Source organism: Vibrio sp. B1Z05 (assembly GCF_052955985.1).
Map to the genome: position 1 here is coordinate 186509 of NZ_CP130463.1, position 16013 is coordinate 202521.

Below are 16013 nucleotides of genomic sequence, written 5' to 3' on the forward strand. Positions count from 1 at the left end.
TTAAAACACATACTAAGTCACAAAGAATGAATAAAAAAGCAAAATAAGCCTTTTTAATTACATTAATAATCAATTTTATAGAGTCGGCTGATGATTAACGAAAAACAACTTAAAGTAGCGATTATTGGAGCTAGCGGTTATACCGGCGCTGAACTTGCCAATATGGTACTTAAACATCCTAGTCTCACGCTATCAGGTTTGTATGTTTCCGCCAACAGTCTAGACGCAAATAAACCTATTAGTCAGTTACATGGCAAATTGCTCGGTAAAATTGATATGCCACTGCTACCACTTAATGATGTGGTAGCGGTAGCCCAAGATGCTGATATTGTGTTCCTTGCTACTGCTCACCAAGTGAGTCACGACCTTGCTCCAGTATTTCTAAGCCATAACTGTCAGGTGTTTGATTTGTCTGGCGCATACCGAGTACAAGGCGATGATTTCTACACTCAATTCTATGGTTTTGAGCATGAACATTTAGCAGAGCTTGAACAAGCGGTGTATGGCCTAGCGGAATGGAATAAAGAGCAGATTGCACAAACTGACCTAGTGGCTGTAGCAGGATGTTACCCAACCGCATCGCAATTGGCGATTAAGCCGATTATTGAGGCGGGTTTACTGGATAGTAAGCAGTGGCCGGTTATCAATGCGGTGAGTGGCGTTTCTGGCGCAGGTATCAAAGCCAGTAAAACAAATAGCTTTTGCGAAGTCAGTTTGCAGGCGTACGGAGTATTTACTCACCGTCATCAACCAGAAATTGCTAATCATTTAGGGCAAGAGGTGGTTTTTACTCCTCACCTAGGCAATTTCAAACGCGGCATTTTAGCGACAATTACGCTTAAACTTGCTGACAACGTGAGCGCAGAACAAGTAGACCAAGCATTCAAAGCAGCCTACAGCCAAGCTGAGTTAGTCAGATTAAAACATCAAGAAATGCCTAAAATACAAGATGTTGAATACACTCCATTCTGTGATATCGGTTGGAGTGTGCAAGGACAGCACTTAATTGTAGTGTCTGCGATTGATAACCTATTAAAAGGTGCGTCAGCACAAGCAATGCAATGTTTGAATATTCGTAATCAATTCCCTGAAACAACGGCGTTGTTTTAAGTCATCGCAAAGGAAGTCATTTATGAGCACATTACCGTTAGTGATTAAATTAGGTGGAGCTGCACTTGAATGTAGCGAAACTTTGTCGAAGTTATTTAAAGCGATTGAGCAAGCGTCTCAACAATCTCAACGCTCAATTGTTGTGGTACACGGAGGCGGTTATTTGGTGGATGAGTTGCTAAATAGCTTACAATTGACTTCCACCAAGAAAGACGGACTGCGCGTGACTCCACAAGAGCAGATTCCTCTAATTACAGGCGCACTAGCAGGTACTGCAAACAAAATGCTACAAGGCGAAGCGATTAAATCGGGTTTAAAAACCGCAGGCTTATGTCTTGCTGATGGCGGATTGTGTCATATCGAACAGCTTGATCCAGAATTGGGCGCAGTCGGTAAAGCAACGCCTGGAGACGCAAGTTTATTACAAGCCATTTTGGCAACCAACACATTACCTATCATTAGCTCAATTGGCTTAACGTCTGCTGGGCAAATGATGAATGTAAATGCCGATCAAGCCGCCGTAGCCGTTGCCGGTGCTTTGGATGCGGAACTGGCATTATTGTCTGACGTGAGTGGTGTGTTAGACGGTAAAGGACATTTGCTCGATAGTTTGAATGAGAAACAAGCGGATGAGTTAATTCATGGACAAGTGATCACGGACGGAATGATCGTAAAAGTTCAAGCTGCACTGCAAGCGGCTAGCGATTTAGGTCGACCTATCCAAGTCGCTTCTTGGCGCTACCCAGAAAAATTAGAACAACTGTTTGCCGGACAAAATGTTGGCACCCTTTTTCAGCCTGAATAGTAGGCAATTACATTTAGTAAATAACAATTATTAGGAATGTTCCACAAGCAACTTTCCTATTTATCGGAGAATTTAGTATGAGCAAAGTTAAAGTAAACAAGGTCGTTGTAGCCTACTCTGGTGGCCTAGATACATCAGTTATCATCCCTTGGCTAAAAGAAAACTATGGCTGTGAAGTTGTGGCGTTTGTGGCTGATGTAGGTCAGGGCGAAGAAGAGCTACAAGGCATCGAAGAAAAAGCGAAAGCATCGGGTGCATCGGCTTGTTACATTGCTGACCTAAAAGAAGAAATGGTAGCGGATTACATCTTCCCAACGCTAAAAACAGGCGCATGCTACGAAGGTAAGTACCTACTAGGCACTTCTATGGCACGTCCTATTATCGCTAAGGCTCAAGTTGAAGTAGCACGTAAAGTAGGTGCAGACGCACTGTGTCACGGCTGTACTGGTAAAGGTAACGACCAAGTTCGTTTTGAAGGTGCATTTGCTGCTCTAGCACCAGACCTACATGTAATTGCGCCTTGGCGTGAGTGGGATCTAGTAAGCCGTGAAGAGTGTCTAGATTACCTAGCTGAGCGTAACATCCCTTGTTCTGCATCACTGACTAAGATCTACTCTCGTGATGCAAACGCATGGCACATCTCAACAGAAGGTGGCGTTCTAGAAGATACATGGAATGCGCCAAACGATGATTGCTGGGCATGGACAGTTGATCCAGAACAAGCGCCAAACGAATCAGAAACAGTGACTGTTAAAGTTGAAAAAGGCGAAGTGACTGAGATCAATGGCGAGAAAATGACGCCATACAACGCGCTAGTATTCTTAAATGAAAAAGGCGTTAAACACGGTGTTGGTCGTATTGATATCGTAGAAAACCGTCTTGTTGGTATGAAATCTCGTGGTTGTTACGAAACTCCAGGGGGCACTATCATCATGGAAGCGCTACGTGCTGTTGAGCAACTTGTGCTTGATAAAGCCGCTTTTGAATTCCGTGAAGAGTTGGGCGTAAAAGCGTCTCATCTTGTCTATGATGGCCGTTGGTTTACTCCACTATGTCGTTCAATCCTTGCTGCTTCAGATGAACTGGCTCAAGATGTGAATGGTGAAGTGGTAATTAAACTGTATAAAGGTCAAGCCACCGTTGTTCAGAAACGTTCTGACAACAGCCTTTACTCTGAAGAGTTTGCTACATTCGGCGAAGACGAAGTGTACGACCAAAGCCATGCTGAAGGCTTTATCCGTTTGTACTCGCTTTCAAGCAGAATCCGCGCTCTTAATGAATTAAAGAAATAGCGTTAAAAATAGAATAAAGTAAGCAGCATTAGACTAAGGAATTTCAGGAGAACACAATGGCATTATGGGGCGGTAGATTTACCCAAGCAGCAGACACTCGGTTTAAACAGTTCAACGATTCACTTCGCTTTGATTACCGATTGGCTGAGCAAGACATTGTTGGCTCGATCGCTTGGTCTAAGGCTCTGCATTCGGTCAATGTTCTAACAGAAGAAGAGCAGCAGAAACTTGAGTTAGCACTTAACGAGCTAAAACTTGAAGTGATGGAGGATCCTGAACAGATCCTTCAATCTGATGCTGAAGATATCCACTCATGGGTAGAGCAACAGTTAATCGGCAAAGTCGGGGATCTGGGTAAGAAGCTACACACCGGTCGTTCACGTAACGATCAGGTAGCAACGGATCTTAAACTGTGGTGTCGTCAGCAAGGCAATCAACTGTTGATTGCTTTAGATAAACTGCAAACCAAAATGGTTTCTGTTGCTGAGCAACATCAAGGTACGGTATTGCCAGGTTACACGCACTTACAGCGTGCTCAGCCGGTAACTTTTGCCCACTGGTGTCTTGCCTACGTTGAAATGCTAGAGCGTGATTACTCAAGATTGAGTGACGCAATCAAGCGTTTGGACACTTGTCCGCTCGGTTCTGGCGCATTGGCGGGTACGGCTTATCCAATGGATAGAGAGCAACTTGCACATTCATTGGGCTTTCGTCGCGCAACTCGCAACAGCCTAGATTCTGTTTCTGATCGTGACCATGTTATGGAGTTGATGTCGATTGCATCACTGTCAATGTTGCACCTTTCTCGTTTGGCAGAAGATATGATCTTCTACAACTCAGGTGAGTCCAACTTCATTGAATTGGCGGATACTGTGACTTCAGGCTCTTCATTGATGCCACAGAAGAAAAATCCAGATGCACTAGAGCTGATTCGTGGTAAGTGCGGCCGTGTATACGGTTCACTGGCTGGCATGATGATGACAGTTAAAGCATTGCCACTAGCGTACAACAAAGACATGCAAGAAGATAAGGAAGGTCTATTTGACGCCTTAGACACTTGGAACGATTGTATGGAAATGGCGGGTCTGTGTTTTGAAGGCATCAAAGTGAACGGTGAACGTACACTTGAAGCGGCGAAACAAGGCTATGCGAACTCTACTGAGCTTGCTGATTACTTAGTAGCGAAAGGTATTCCATTCCGTGAAGCACACCATATTGTTGGGGTTGCGGTTGTGGCGGCCATTGCCAAAGGTTGCGCACTGGAAGAGTTAAGCATTGAAGAGCTGAAACAGTTCTCTGATGTTATTGAGCATGATGTGTACGAGATTCTGACCATAGATTCTTGCCTTGAGAAGCGTTCGGCACTGGGCGGCGTAAGCCCTCAACAAGTGGCGCATGCGGTTGAGCAAGCACAGCAACGTTTAGAGCAAAGAGACACCTCTGGCGTTAAAGTTCGCGCTGCTCGCCTCACTGATATCGATACCTTAGAAGGTATGGTGGCTTACTGGGCTGGCTTAGGTGAAAACTTGCCGCGTAGCCGCAGTGAACTGATCCGTGATATTGGCTCTTTTGCGGTCGCAGAGCATCTTGGTGAAGTGACAGGTTGTGCTTCTCTGTATGTGTATGACTCAGGCTTAGCTGAAATTCGCTCTCTAGGTGTAGAGGCGGGTTGGCAGGGACAAGGTCAAGGCACAGCGGTTGTACAGCACTTGGTAGAACGAGCTCGTCAAATGGCGATTAAGAAAGTCTTTGTACTGACTAGAACGCCAGAGTTCTTTATGAAGCATCACTTCATTCCGACCTCAAAAATGCTACTACCAGAGAAAGTGCTAAAAGACTGTGAACAATGTCCACGTCAACACGCATGTGATGAAGTGGCATTGGAGCTGAACCTTAATGAGCAAATAATAGCTACGGTCAACGTCGCTTAATGTTGCACAGCACTATGCTAAATAACAGCACTATGCTAAATATTAGGAACTAGTTTAAAAAAGCAGTGTCTATAACAATACCACTGCTTTTCTTAGACCATTTCTAAGACGGCCCTTGAGCAAATCTGTTCAGGGGCCCTTTGTTTTTATGCGCGGTAGCGATTTTCTGTCATTTGCTATTCGATCTCATAGACACTTTCTAATCATTCATCTAGCCCCATAAACATGAACTTATTTACAATGCCGTCTCTATTTTAAGGGGATAAAAATACCATGATTGAACGTCAACAAACCAAACAACGAATGAGCCGTATTGTTAAGCACAACGGAACGATTTACCTATGTGGTCAGGTGTGTGCCGATGCCACTAAAGGCATTACTGAGCAAACCCAAACTATGCTGGATAAAGTAGAAGAATTGCTACTCGAAGCGGGCAGTGATAAAGAGCATATGCTGTCTGCCACCATCTACATCAAAGACATGCAAGATTTCCAAGAAATGAATGCCGTTTGGGATGCTTGGGTACCAGAAGGTCATGCACCGGCACGAGCGTGTGTCACTGCTGATATGGCTCGTGAAGCTCTGTTAGTTGAAATCTCAGTGATTGCTGCAGAAAAATAACTCAATCTAATCTTATTTTTGAAGGGTTCCCCACGTTATTAAAAACTATTTTGATAGGTATTAACGTTTGGTGTTACCTTATTGATAGGTAAATATTATTGAGAACAACTTTTGAATATTAGAGATTTTGAATATTTAGTGTCTTTGGCCGAGCACAAACATTTTCGTAAGGCCGCTGAAGCCTGTTTTGTGAGTCAGCCGACGTTAAGTGGTCAAATTCGTAAACTTGAAGATGAATTAGGTACCGCTTTACTTGAAAGAAGCAGTCGTAAAGTGTTGTTTACCGATGCTGGACTGTTACTTGTCGAACAAGCCAAGAAGGTACTTGCTGAAATTAAGCAGTTTACTGAAATGGCCAGCGCACAGGGTGATTCAATGCATGGGCCGATACATATAGGCTTTATCCCTACGGTAGGCCCATACCTGATGCCGCTGATTGTACCTAAGATAAAACATGATTTTCCTGATTTGGAAATGTTCCTGTATGAAGCGCAAACGCATCAGCTGGTTTCACAATTGGAAGAGGGAAAACTGGATTGTCTTATTCTGGCCGCAGTAAAAGAAACCGAACCTTTTAATGAGTTAGATATTTATGAAGAACCATTAGTTCTGGCGGTTCCTGAAAATCATCGATGGGGCGGGTTACAACAACTGGATATGCAGGAGTTGCAAGGCAGTACCGTACTTTCTTTAGGGGATGGGCACTGTTTGCGAGATCAAGCACTAGGGTTTTGCTTTGCTTCTGGCGCAGTGGAAGATCAACGTTTTAAAGCAACTAGCTTAGAAACACTGAGAAATATGGTTTCTGCGGGATCGGGCATTACTCTGTTACCAGAATTAGCGGTGCCACAGGAAAAATCTAAAGATGGCGTAAGCTATATTGAAGCGGTCAACCCTCAACCATGTCGAAAATTGGTTTTGGCTTATCGACCGGGCTCACCATTCAAACCAAGGTTTGAGGCATTAGCAAAGTATATTGCCAATAGCTTGCAAGAGTCTTGATTAAGCGAGATAAAAAAACCCCAGACATTGTCTGGGGATTTTGTGTTTCTAATACTTAGAATAAGCTTCCGCTATCTTCGCCATCCTCACTATCAGAGGAGTCACTGGAGAAAATATCTTCGCCGTAGAATCCATTGCTAGTGTTTTCAGGTTCGTATTCTGTTGGTGCTGTGCCTTCTAGAAAATACTCAAAGCGAGATGTTTCGTCGGCTTTTTGTGTCAGTAGGCTAGAACTACGATCAATACGCGCTTGAATGATGTGTCTAGGCACATGCTTACGTTTAATTGGCTTATCAGCCAATGCCACACGCATAAAGTCAATCCACGCAGGTTGCGCTGTTTTAGCTCCTGCTTCACCGCCAGAGGCTTGTTTAGAGCCTAGGTTAGCGTTTTTGCTGGTACGTCCTAGGTTGCGGTTATGATTATCAAAACCAACCCAAGTAACGGCAACAACATTTGGACCAAAGCCACTGTACCAAGCATCTTTCGATGAGTTAGTGGTACCTGTTTTACCGCCGATATCACGACGTTTTAAGGTTTGCGCACGGAAACCTGTGCCATTCCAGCCAGTACCTTTAGACCAGTTACCACCACCCCAGATGTTGCTGTACATCAACTCTCTAACTAAGAAAGCGGTTTGTGGGGTAATCACTCTTGGTGCGTATCTTGGTTGAGTATGCTCAGCCTGAATACTTTCACCTTTGTCATTGGTTAGCTCTGTTAGCTTCATCTCATGATCTTGAGCGTGCTTAGTCACGTCAGTCACTAAGGTGTTGTCACAGTGAGTTTTACAGATAACCGTTGGGTTAGCTTGGAAACGAACTTCACCATATGGGTTTTCTACACGTTCAATGTAGAAAGGTTCTACATAGTAACCGCCGTTGGCAAATACGGAATAACCTTGCGCCATTTGCACCGGTGTCAAGCTACCGGCACCTAGTGCGATGGTTTCAGAGCGCGGCGTGTTCTCTTTAGCAAAGCCAAAGCGAGTGAGGTAATCACGAGTCTTATCCAGACCCACAGCACGCAATACACGCACCGCCATTACGTTTTTCGATTGAGCAAGCCCGATACGAAGACGCGTTGGACCAAGATAAGTCGGTGGTGAGTTTTTAGGACGCCACGCAGTACCAGCACTCTCATCCCATTGGTTGATAGGGGCATCGTTGATCAAGGTTGCCAAAGTCATGCCATCATCAATCGCAGCCGAATAGATAAATGGTTTAATACTTGAGCCTACCTGACGTAACGATTGAGTGGCACGGTTGAACTTGTTGTGTACAAAGTTAAACCCGCCAACCAATGAGGTAATACGCCCTGAGGTTGGTTCAATTGAAACCATTGCTGTATTCGCACTTGGTATTTGGCTTAGTCGCCAAACAATCAGCGTTGGCTCTTCTGCAGGCTGTTGCTCTGTATCTGCTTTTGTATCGACGACAGGCGTTTCTACAGGAGTCAGTGCGCGAGCTATGTCCGTTGGACGAACCCAAACTTGTTGGCCAACTTCTAGAATGTCAGATGCGCTTTTCGGTGCAGGACCTTGGCTCTTATCGGTTTTATAACGACGAGCCCAACTCATGCCATCCCATTCTATAGTTTGGTAACCATAACTTTTAATGAAAACTTGAGCCGTTTTACCCTCAATGTTAGTGACCACAGCCGGGCGCATAGCACCGTAGCTTGGTTGGGTACGTAGGTATTTCTCTAGAGCAGGTTGATCCATAGCGGTTGCATTGGCTGCCCAAACGACTTTCTCTTCACCGCGGTAACCATGACGTTCGTCGTAGTTCACAAGGTTAGTGACAGCCGCAATATTAGCTGCATTTTGCAGTTTTGAATCTACCGTGGTGTAGATGCGCATACCTGAGGTATAAGCCGCTTCTTCACCAAATTTTTTCACCATCCAAGCACGAGCAATCTCTGCCACGTATGGCGCTCTTACTTGTGGCTGTGCGCCATGAGTTTCACCTAACAGATCTTCTGCTGTCGCATCATCAAATTGCTGTTGAGTGATTTTTTGCTCAGCTAGCATTCGGCCCAGTACCACATTACGTCGCGTAGTGGCGCGATCAATGGAATAGATAGGGTTCATGGTCGACGGCGCTTTGGGTAGGCCGGCAATCACCGCCAACTCACCTAGCGTGAGGTCTTGTAGACTTTTACCAAAGTAAACTTGGGCAGCGGCACCTACACCATAGGAGCGATGTCCTAGATAGATTTTATTGAGGTATAACTCGAGGATCTCTTGTTTACTCAATAACTGCTCAATGTGAACGGCAATAAATATCTCTTTAATTTTACGCATTACTTTCTTCTCATTGGATAAGAAGAAGTTTCGAGCCAACTGCTGAGTAATGGTACTTGCCCCTTGGCTGGCTGAACCTGTTGAGATTACGGCGACAGCGGCGCGAGTAATACCGATAGGGTCAAAACCATAGTGCTCATAGAAGCGGCTATCTTCGGTAGAGATAACAGCATCAATCAGTTCTTGAGGGATTTGATCAAGTTTTAAAGGGATACGACGCTTTTCGCCAAACTGGGCAATTAGCTTACCGTCGTGTGTGTATACCTGCATTGGTGTTTGCAGTTCAACATCTTTCAGCGTTGCCACATCCGGCAATTGAGGCTTTAGATAATAGTAAAAACCAAAAATTGTACCTAGCCCAAGAACTATGCAAATCAGTGCAAGAACTAACGTAATCTTTATGAACTTCACCCAAGTTTCCTTGTTTTTGAAAGATTTAAATTTGCTCATATTAACAATGAGCATAAACAATAACTTAGTGTAACCGCTTTTTTCATTGGCTACCTAAATTTTTGATATTTACTGTATTTAACAGGGATTTGTATGCTTTATTCCATATTTTCCGGCATTTCTATACGTCAAAACAAACTGATTTGTGTTGTGTTGAAGAACAGTAAATTGGGTTGGAAAATACAGGATTGCCTGACTTATCCGATTAAAAGTAAAAATGATTGGAAATCCGTTAGCGCAGAGCTAAATAAGCATTTACCAAAATGGCGGAATTGTGTCGCAATAAGCTTACAATTTGAAGAGGTGTTACGTAAGAGTTCTGTTATAAATTCATCGTTATCCGTAGATGAAGAGTCATCTTATGTGCGTGAACAGTTATCTCAAGTGTTAGGACAAGACCCTCTCGCCTATGATTATAAACGCAGTGCAGAGCAAAGTACGCCAGAGGATATAGACTTATTTATCTGCAAAAAGGAGACATTGGATACTTTGCTAAAGGAAAGTAGCTTAACCATTAATGTGGTGGGGTGGGCGCTGACCGATTTAGCTATCTTGAGCCAGCAATTACTATCTGATAGCCAACTAACGGCTCACTATGCCTTAGAAATCCGCGATGACAAAATCACAGCGGTATCTCTTGACGGGCGACTGACCACACATACATTTGATTCCAATCCCTGCCGTTTTTCTGAACTGGCGCAGAGCTTACAGCAGCATGAATTAGCGGTGAGTTTACAAGCAGAAGGCTCGAGTTTGAGTTTGTTGTTATTTGGCTCTCAGACGCAAGTCAGGAACTTTCAAGATAAAACCGCTACCTACTCAACGGTGTGTTGTATTGATGCCTCACAACTGTTGCAGGATAAAGTTCAAGACACGGAACTGATGGCATTTAGTTCGTATTATCCAGCACTGGCTTGTGCGCTCGGCGCTATGTCGTGGTGTGAGGTCTTCTAATGATTAACTTCCTTCCTTGGCGAGAACAGATAGCACGGCGTAAAAAGTGGGTTTTCTGGCTACGCCTTACTTTGTTGCCCTTATTAGTCTTGATTAGCCTGTTGATTGCTTTGAGGTTAACCACGCAATATCAACAGCAACTGCGTGTTGAGTTACAAGCATTGAACTCTGAAATAAATGCAGCGAAGCGCATTCATATTGAGGCGACTCGTATCGCAGATGAGAAAACTAACTGGCGTGAGCGCCTGCTTCTCGCTCAGAGCTATTATGCGCAAGGCGAGCGTCCTTTACCCATTGATATTTTGCCCCATAAACCTGCGATGCAAGGCATCAGCTTGTTGAGTTTTACTTGCCAATTTTCAGAATGTGAAATCAAAGGAAGGGTGCAATATCTCCATCAACTTAGCCCTTTTATGGATGATTTAGCCAAATCACCTTTTTTAAAGTATCTACAGATTGAACAACTGCTACCAAAGACTAGCAATGATATGCAAACCAGTACTCTGTTCTTAATTTCATTTCAACTGGTCAGTGAAGCGCTGTGAGTTGGTTATTGTTTTACGATTGGAGTCGCTGGCTTTATTTCCCTAAAGCTTGGATTTATGGCGTCAGTGTATTAATGGCAAGCAGTTGCGTGCTTGGTGCATGGGGAGTTTGGATTGCGCTTATTCAACCTAAACAACAAGAACTCATAGAACAGTTGTCATCCAAGCAGCATGAGCATCTTATTTATTTAAAAAAGTTAGAGTTACTGGCCCAGCCACAACCCGATTATCAAGCTCAATATCAACAGCTGACAATGAATCGCCCCTTAACATTGTCGAAAGTGAATCTGTTTAATTATGTCTCTGCTGATTTACAGCGCTCTTCCGTACTTCTTAGTGTGTGGCAATGGCATAAAGCACCTAACAGCCATCGCCTCACGGTGGAGGTACAAGGAGAGTTTTCTGCCGTTAGAAGTTTAGTGCAAAGGGTGATGGAATATTCAGATTTTGTCGCTCTAGAAAGTATGACCTTGGCGCGGGATTCGGTGCAGAGCAACCGGATTGATGGGCAATTTGTGTTCGACTTTTTTGTTGGGGATGAAGTAGGGGAATAATCACATGCAACGTACTTCTTTCATCCTTATTCTATGGTTTTTTTTTAGTTCAGTGCTTGCCGAGGAGCAGCAGTGGTTTTCTGCGCCAGCGATTGAGGTTCGCAATAATTCATCCCAACCCGCCGTGGCAATTGCACCTAGTCAGCCAGAACTCACAATTAATCCATTGGAAGCATTGAACACTCTCACTCTTCATCCACCGTTATCTTCACAACTGTTCGCGATTAAATACGCTAAAGCGTCAGATATTGCCGATATTTTGGATCATCATCGCCGAGTAGGGACGGTTTCAGAATTTGGTTCTATCGCGGTCGATGACAGAACTAACTCATTGCTTATCTATGATCATCCCGACAATTTAGTGCGTATTGTTGAGATTATTGAATCTTTAGATATCCCAGTTAAACAAGTACAAATTGAGGCCAGAATCGTCACTATCAATGAGGGCGAATTGGATGAGCTTGGCGTGCGTTGGGGCTTTAGCAATATTAATACGGATAGCAAAGTCACCCCTAGTATTGAAGCGTCAAAGGGCAGTACGGATTTGGTCGATCATTTAAATGTGAACTTGGGATTAGCTAACCCCAATGCCTCCACGATTGCTTTTCAATTGGCAAAACTAGGTTCAGATACCTTACTTGATTTAGAGCTTTCTGCTCTGCAGGCCGAATCAAGGGCTGAAATTATTTCCAGCCCAAGGTTAGTCACCACCAATAAGCAGGCTGCTTATATTGAGCAAGGTTCAGAAATCCCTTATTTAGAAGCGGCTTCAAGTGGCGCGACATCCATTTCATTTCGTAAAGCGGTGCTGAGTTTGAAGGTGGTTCCGCAGATAACGCCAGACAATCATCTAGTTTTAGACTTGATAGTGACCCAAGACAGACCTGGTCAAGTGGTCAAAACTGGCATCGGTGAATCGGTAGCTATCGACACGCAACGTGTGCAAACGCAAGTTTTGGTTGAAAATGGTGAAACTATTGTACTGGGTGGAATTTATCAGAAAAGCATTATCCGAAATGTTGAGAAAGTACCGTATCTTTCTGATATTCCTTGGTTTGGTCGCTTTTTTAAGCGAACTTCTGACAAGTTTGGACGTAGTGAGTTGTTGATATTTGTCACTCCTTCCATCCTCTTTCCAAAAAAAGATAAAATATAATTTGCATTGTTGATGGCAAATCCAGATAATTTCGGGTCTTATCACGATTCATATGTGAGGAACTTGGCGTCATTTCTCTATACCGACTATTTAGCGGTAAAATGAAGGTGGCGGTGTAATTTGACTTTAACGTTGTAAAATACTGCTTAACATGGCTGAAAAACGTAATATTTTCCTTGTTGGCCCAATGGGCGCCGGCAAAAGCACAATAGGTAGACACCTAGCACAGCAACTTCATATGGAGTTTGTTGATTCTGATACGGTAATCGAAGAGCGCACTGGCGCTGATATCGCTTGGGTATTCGATGTGGAAGGCGAAGAAGGCTTCCGCAAGCGTGAAGAAGGTGTGATCAATGACCTTACCCAAGAACAGGGTATCGTTCTTGCGACCGGTGGTGGCTCAGTAATGAGTAAAGAAAACCGCAACCGTCTATCTGCTCGTGGCGTGGTAGTGTATCTAGAGACCACTATCGAAAAACAACTTGCTCGCACTAATCGCGATAAAAAGCGTCCGCTTTTGCAAACTGATGAACCTCGTGAGGTTCTTGAGGCTTTAGCTGCAGAGCGTAACCCACAGTATGAAGAAGTTTCAGACTATACGGTTAAAACTGACGATCAAAGTGCAAAAATAGTTGCAAATCAAATCGTTAAAATGTTGGAAGAGCGTTAATCTTCCAACGTTAATCTTACTGAGGAGAGCATCCCATGGAACGGATCACGGTAAGTTTAGGGGAGCGAAGCTACCCAATTTCAATTGGTGCTGGGTTATTGGGTAACCCGGCCCTCTTTTCAAGTCTATTCCCATCGTCAAAAGATTTATCACAGCAACAAGTGGTTATTATCACTAACACAACCGTTGGTCCTCTCTACGCTGATAGAGTGAAGCAACAATTTGTTGAGTTAGGGTGCAACACAAAAGTCTTAGAACTGCCTGACGGTGAACAATATAAATCCCTAGAAACCTTTAATGATGTGATGAGCTTTTTGCTTGAGCATAACTACAGCCGCGACGTACTTTTAGTTGCATTAGGCGGTGGTGTCATTGGTGATCTGGTGGGATTTGTGGCTGCGTGTTACCAGCGCGGTGTAGATTTTGTGCAAATTCCGACAACTCTACTGTCTCAAGTCGATTCTTCTGTTGGTGGCAAGACTGCGGTTAACCATCCTTTAGGCAAAAATATGATAGGCGCGTTCTATCAACCTAAAGCTGTGATTATTGATATCAATACTTTAGCCACTTTGCCTGATAAAGAGTTTTCGGCCGGTATGGCTGAGGTAGTGAAATACGGTGTGATTGTAGATAAGCCATTTTTTGAATGGATAGAACAACATATCGAATCACTGACAGAGCTAGAGAGTAGTGCGGTTATCAAAGCGGTGGCTACCTGCTGTCAAATTAAAGCTGATGTTGTTGCTCAAGACGAAAAAGAGTCAGGTATTCGAGCGTTATTGAATCTTGGTCATACTTTTGGTCATGCTATTGAAGCTGAATTGGGCTATGGTAACTGGCTACATGGCGAAGCTGTGTCATCAGGTACCGTAATGGCAGCAAGAACGGCAGCCTATGCTGGAATGCTTGATGCTATTGATGTCGACAGAATTGAATCACTGCTTATTGCCTGCGATTTACCTGTACATACACCAGAGAGCATGTCTGGTGAGGACTTCATGAAGCATATGATGCGCGATAAAAAAGTACTGTCGGGACGTTTACGCTTAGTGTTACCCAATGCAATTGGTAGTGCCAAAGTGATTAGCGAAATCGACCTTACGCATGTTTATCAAGCTATCGAGGACGGACGTAAATAAAAGTAACATACAGGGATAGTGGATGAGTCAGTCTCATAAGGCCAGAACATTGGAGTTACAATCACAGGCGTTGTTGCTAGATAAATTGCGTCTGATGACTCGTTTTGGCTCAAATCTCGTTACTTTGATTGGCTCAAGAGGGGCAGGTAAATCCTGGCTTCTTGAGCGTCATTTCTCACAATGTATTGTCGGTTATAAAGCTAAGCTACTCGGTGAACCTGCGATGTCAGAGCAAGACATGGCTGAATCCTTATTGGCACAACTGACTACTAATCATGCGTATTCTGCGCAGCACTCTATTTTTGAAAATTTAGACCAAGCATTAGGCTTACCGGCGGCTGAATTTACTATTTTGGTGGATGATGCTGGCTTATTCTCCGAAGAAATTCTTTTGTCCTTGTGGAATTTGGTCGAGCGCATTCAAGCTCACCCTACGTGGACTATCAATGTAATCATGGCATGTGGCCCTGACTTATTGTCAAAGAAAATCCTGCCCCTATGTCATCAATTTAATACTCAACCTGTACAACTCATTATTGAGCCTCTGCCAAAAACAGAGGTGGAATTTTTCTTAGAGTTGATGGTACTTAGAAAATTTGAAAGCTTGAACAAGCGCGACAGTATTCGTAAAAAGGCGAATCGTTGCCCTCAGTATCCGGGCGAATTAATGGCATTAGGAAGTAAAGTGAAACCAATGAAAACGGCATTATCTTCTCACAATGGCTCAGCCAAATCCGGCGTTGTTGTGATCATTCTCATTATTGTGATTGCGTTAATCGCTTGGTGGGTATTATCCGCTTCAAACTCTACTTCGCAGCCCGATGCAACCGATCAGGCATTAAGTAGCAATGTTGAGAAAGCCACTCCTGAATCTGAAAGCGTACAAAACCAACAGGTTGCTGATTTTTCGGCTAAAGAAGAACAAACTCTGACTGACGATAGCCATCAATTGCCACCACCAGTAACCGGTAAAACCATCACTTTAGATGATAATAGCCGTGGTCAAGAACGAGTCGTTGTTCCTGACAAGGTGGTTGATTCTTTGATTGATACTGAAACGCAAGTGGTGAAGCCGACAGTGAAGCCGTCGACTTCGACAATTGCCACTCCATCGGCATCTGCAGAACAAGACAATAGCACTCAGCCAATAGTCCATTTCTCTTTTGCGCGAGATGAACTGCTGGCTATCAGCAGTAAGCGCTATACCGTACAACTTGGCGCATTACGCAGTATGGGAGAAGTGCAGGCGTTTATTGATGAGCACCAATTGCAAAACCAAGTACGCATTTATCCGACACCTCGTTCGGGTAAAACTTGGTACATTATTACCTATCAAGACTTCCGTTTTGTAAAGCAAGCCAGTGAAGCAATTGAACAGTTACCCGATGCGCTACAAAGTGTCGGCCCTTGGGTTAAGTCGATGTCACAAGTGCACAAAGAGGTTGTGGCAGGAAAATAACACTGAGACATATGTCATTT

Annotated in this window: 13 protein-coding genes and 1 pseudogene; 13 read left to right on the forward strand and 1 reads right to left on the reverse strand. The window is 43.9% G+C overall.

All coding sequences use genetic code 11. The features are described 5' to 3' along the window. Positions 1 to 90 precede the first annotated feature (90 nt). From argC to oxyR, 6 genes are all read left to right on the forward strand, one after another. On the forward strand, positions 91 to 1110 hold the full coding sequence (gene argC / locus QV280_RS00865; RefSeq protein WP_152822202.1) for an N-acetyl-gamma-glutamyl-phosphate reductase: 1020 nt from the start codon (positions 91 to 93) through the stop codon (positions 1108 to 1110). Between the two features lie 22 nt (positions 1111 to 1132). After that, positions 1133 to 1915 (forward strand): acetylglutamate kinase, encoded by a 783-nt coding sequence (argB, locus tag QV280_RS00870; RefSeq protein WP_152822204.1) that lies wholly within the window; start codon positions 1133 to 1135, stop codon positions 1913 to 1915. 77 nt (positions 1916 to 1992) lie between these two features. Continuing rightward, a complete protein-coding gene (locus QV280_RS00875; RefSeq protein WP_021714277.1) occupies positions 1993 to 3207 on the forward strand; it encodes an argininosuccinate synthase in 1215 nt (404 codons plus the stop codon). A gap of 56 nt (positions 3208 to 3263) precedes the next feature. Then, complete coding sequence (argH, locus tag QV280_RS00880) at positions 3264 to 5138, forward strand: argininosuccinate lyase (RefSeq protein ID WP_021714278.1); 1875 nt, start codon at positions 3264 to 3266, stop codon at positions 5136 to 5138. A 273-nt stretch (positions 5139 to 5411) separates the two neighbouring features. Then, positions 5412 to 5759 carry a RidA family protein gene (locus tag QV280_RS00885; protein ID WP_023402429.1) on the forward strand — a complete coding sequence of 116 codons (348 nt, stop codon included), beginning with the start codon at positions 5412 to 5414 and terminating at the stop codon, positions 5757 to 5759. A gap of 111 nt (positions 5760 to 5870) precedes the next feature. After that, on the forward strand, positions 5871 to 6761 hold the full coding sequence (gene oxyR, locus QV280_RS00890) for a DNA-binding transcriptional regulator OxyR (RefSeq protein WP_152822206.1): 891 nt from the start codon (positions 5871 to 5873) through the stop codon (positions 6759 to 6761). Positions 6762 to 6816: 55 nt separating this feature from the next. Here the strand turns inward: oxyR and QV280_RS00895 are convergent, their stop codons facing one another. Next, positions 6817 to 9477, reverse strand: coding sequence for a penicillin-binding protein 1A (locus tag QV280_RS00895; RefSeq protein WP_367869620.1), 2661 nt, complete (start codon positions 9475 to 9477; stop codon positions 6817 to 6819). A 132-nt stretch (positions 9478 to 9609) separates the two neighbouring features. Between QV280_RS00895 and QV280_RS00900 the strand changes: the two genes are divergently transcribed. The 7 genes and pseudogenes from QV280_RS00900 to QV280_RS00930 all read left to right on the forward strand — a co-directional run bounded on the left by QV280_RS00900 (position 9610) and on the right by QV280_RS00930 (position 15993). Continuing rightward, positions 9610 to 10470: a hypothetical protein gene (locus tag QV280_RS00900; protein WP_152822210.1), complete on the forward strand. Its 861-nt coding sequence runs from the start codon at positions 9610 to 9612 to the stop codon at positions 10468 to 10470. Beyond that, complete coding sequence (locus QV280_RS00905; RefSeq protein WP_152822212.1) at positions 10470 to 11015, forward strand: hypothetical protein; 546 nt, start codon at positions 10470 to 10472, stop codon at positions 11013 to 11015. The genes QV280_RS00900 and QV280_RS00905 overlap by 1 nt, the downstream gene beginning before the upstream one ends. Then, on the forward strand, positions 11012 to 11569 hold the full coding sequence (locus QV280_RS00910; RefSeq protein WP_023402434.1) for a hypothetical protein: 558 nt from the start codon (positions 11012 to 11014) through the stop codon (positions 11567 to 11569). Before QV280_RS00905 ends, QV280_RS00910 begins: the two co-directional genes overlap by 4 nt. 124 nt (positions 11570 to 11693) lie before the next feature. Continuing rightward, positions 11694 to 12725, forward strand: a pseudogene (locus QV280_RS00915) (type IV pilus secretin PilQ); the annotation flags it as partial. Between the two features lie 151 nt (positions 12726 to 12876). Continuing rightward, entirely contained in the window at positions 12877 to 13395 is a 519-nt protein-coding gene (aroK, locus tag QV280_RS00920) for a shikimate kinase AroK (RefSeq protein WP_023402436.1), read from the forward strand. Between the two features lie 35 nt (positions 13396 to 13430). Continuing rightward, positions 13431 to 14534, forward strand: coding sequence for a 3-dehydroquinate synthase (aroB, locus tag QV280_RS00925; protein WP_023402437.1), 1104 nt, complete (start codon positions 13431 to 13433; stop codon positions 14532 to 14534). 22 nt (positions 14535 to 14556) lie between these two features. Continuing rightward, positions 14557 to 15993, forward strand: a complete 1437-nt coding sequence (locus QV280_RS00930) for an SPOR domain-containing protein (RefSeq protein WP_023402438.1) — start codon at positions 14557 to 14559, stop codon at positions 15991 to 15993. Positions 15994 to 16013: the final 20 nt, after the last annotated feature.

What these genes read in the sequence shown, in the direction of transcription:
- argB (WP_152822204.1), top strand. Translation starts at nt 1,133, where the DNA reads ATGAGCACATTACCGTTAGTGATTAAATTAGGTGGAGCTGCACTTGAA.
- QV280_RS00905 (WP_152822212.1), top strand. Translation starts at nt 10,470, where the DNA reads ATGATTAACTTCCTTCCTTGGCGAGAACAGATAGCACGGCGTAAAAAG.
- QV280_RS00900 (WP_152822210.1), top strand. Translation starts at nt 9,610, where the DNA reads ATGCTTTATTCCATATTTTCCGGCATTTCTATACGTCAAAACAAACTG.
- QV280_RS00875 (WP_021714277.1), top strand. Translation starts at nt 1,993, where the DNA reads ATGAGCAAAGTTAAAGTAAACAAGGTCGTTGTAGCCTACTCTGGTGGC.
- QV280_RS00885 (WP_023402429.1), top strand. Translation starts at nt 5,412, where the DNA reads ATGATTGAACGTCAACAAACCAAACAACGAATGAGCCGTATTGTTAAG.
- aroB (WP_023402437.1), top strand. Translation starts at nt 13,431, where the DNA reads ATGGAACGGATCACGGTAAGTTTAGGGGAGCGAAGCTACCCAATTTCA.
- argC (WP_152822202.1), top strand. Translation starts at nt 91, where the DNA reads ATGATTAACGAAAAACAACTTAAAGTAGCGATTATTGGAGCTAGCGGT.
- QV280_RS00930 (WP_023402438.1), top strand. Translation starts at nt 14,557, where the DNA reads ATGAGTCAGTCTCATAAGGCCAGAACATTGGAGTTACAATCACAGGCG.
- aroK (WP_023402436.1), top strand. Translation starts at nt 12,877, where the DNA reads ATGGCTGAAAAACGTAATATTTTCCTTGTTGGCCCAATGGGCGCCGGC.
- argH (WP_021714278.1), top strand. Translation starts at nt 3,264, where the DNA reads ATGGCATTATGGGGCGGTAGATTTACCCAAGCAGCAGACACTCGGTTT.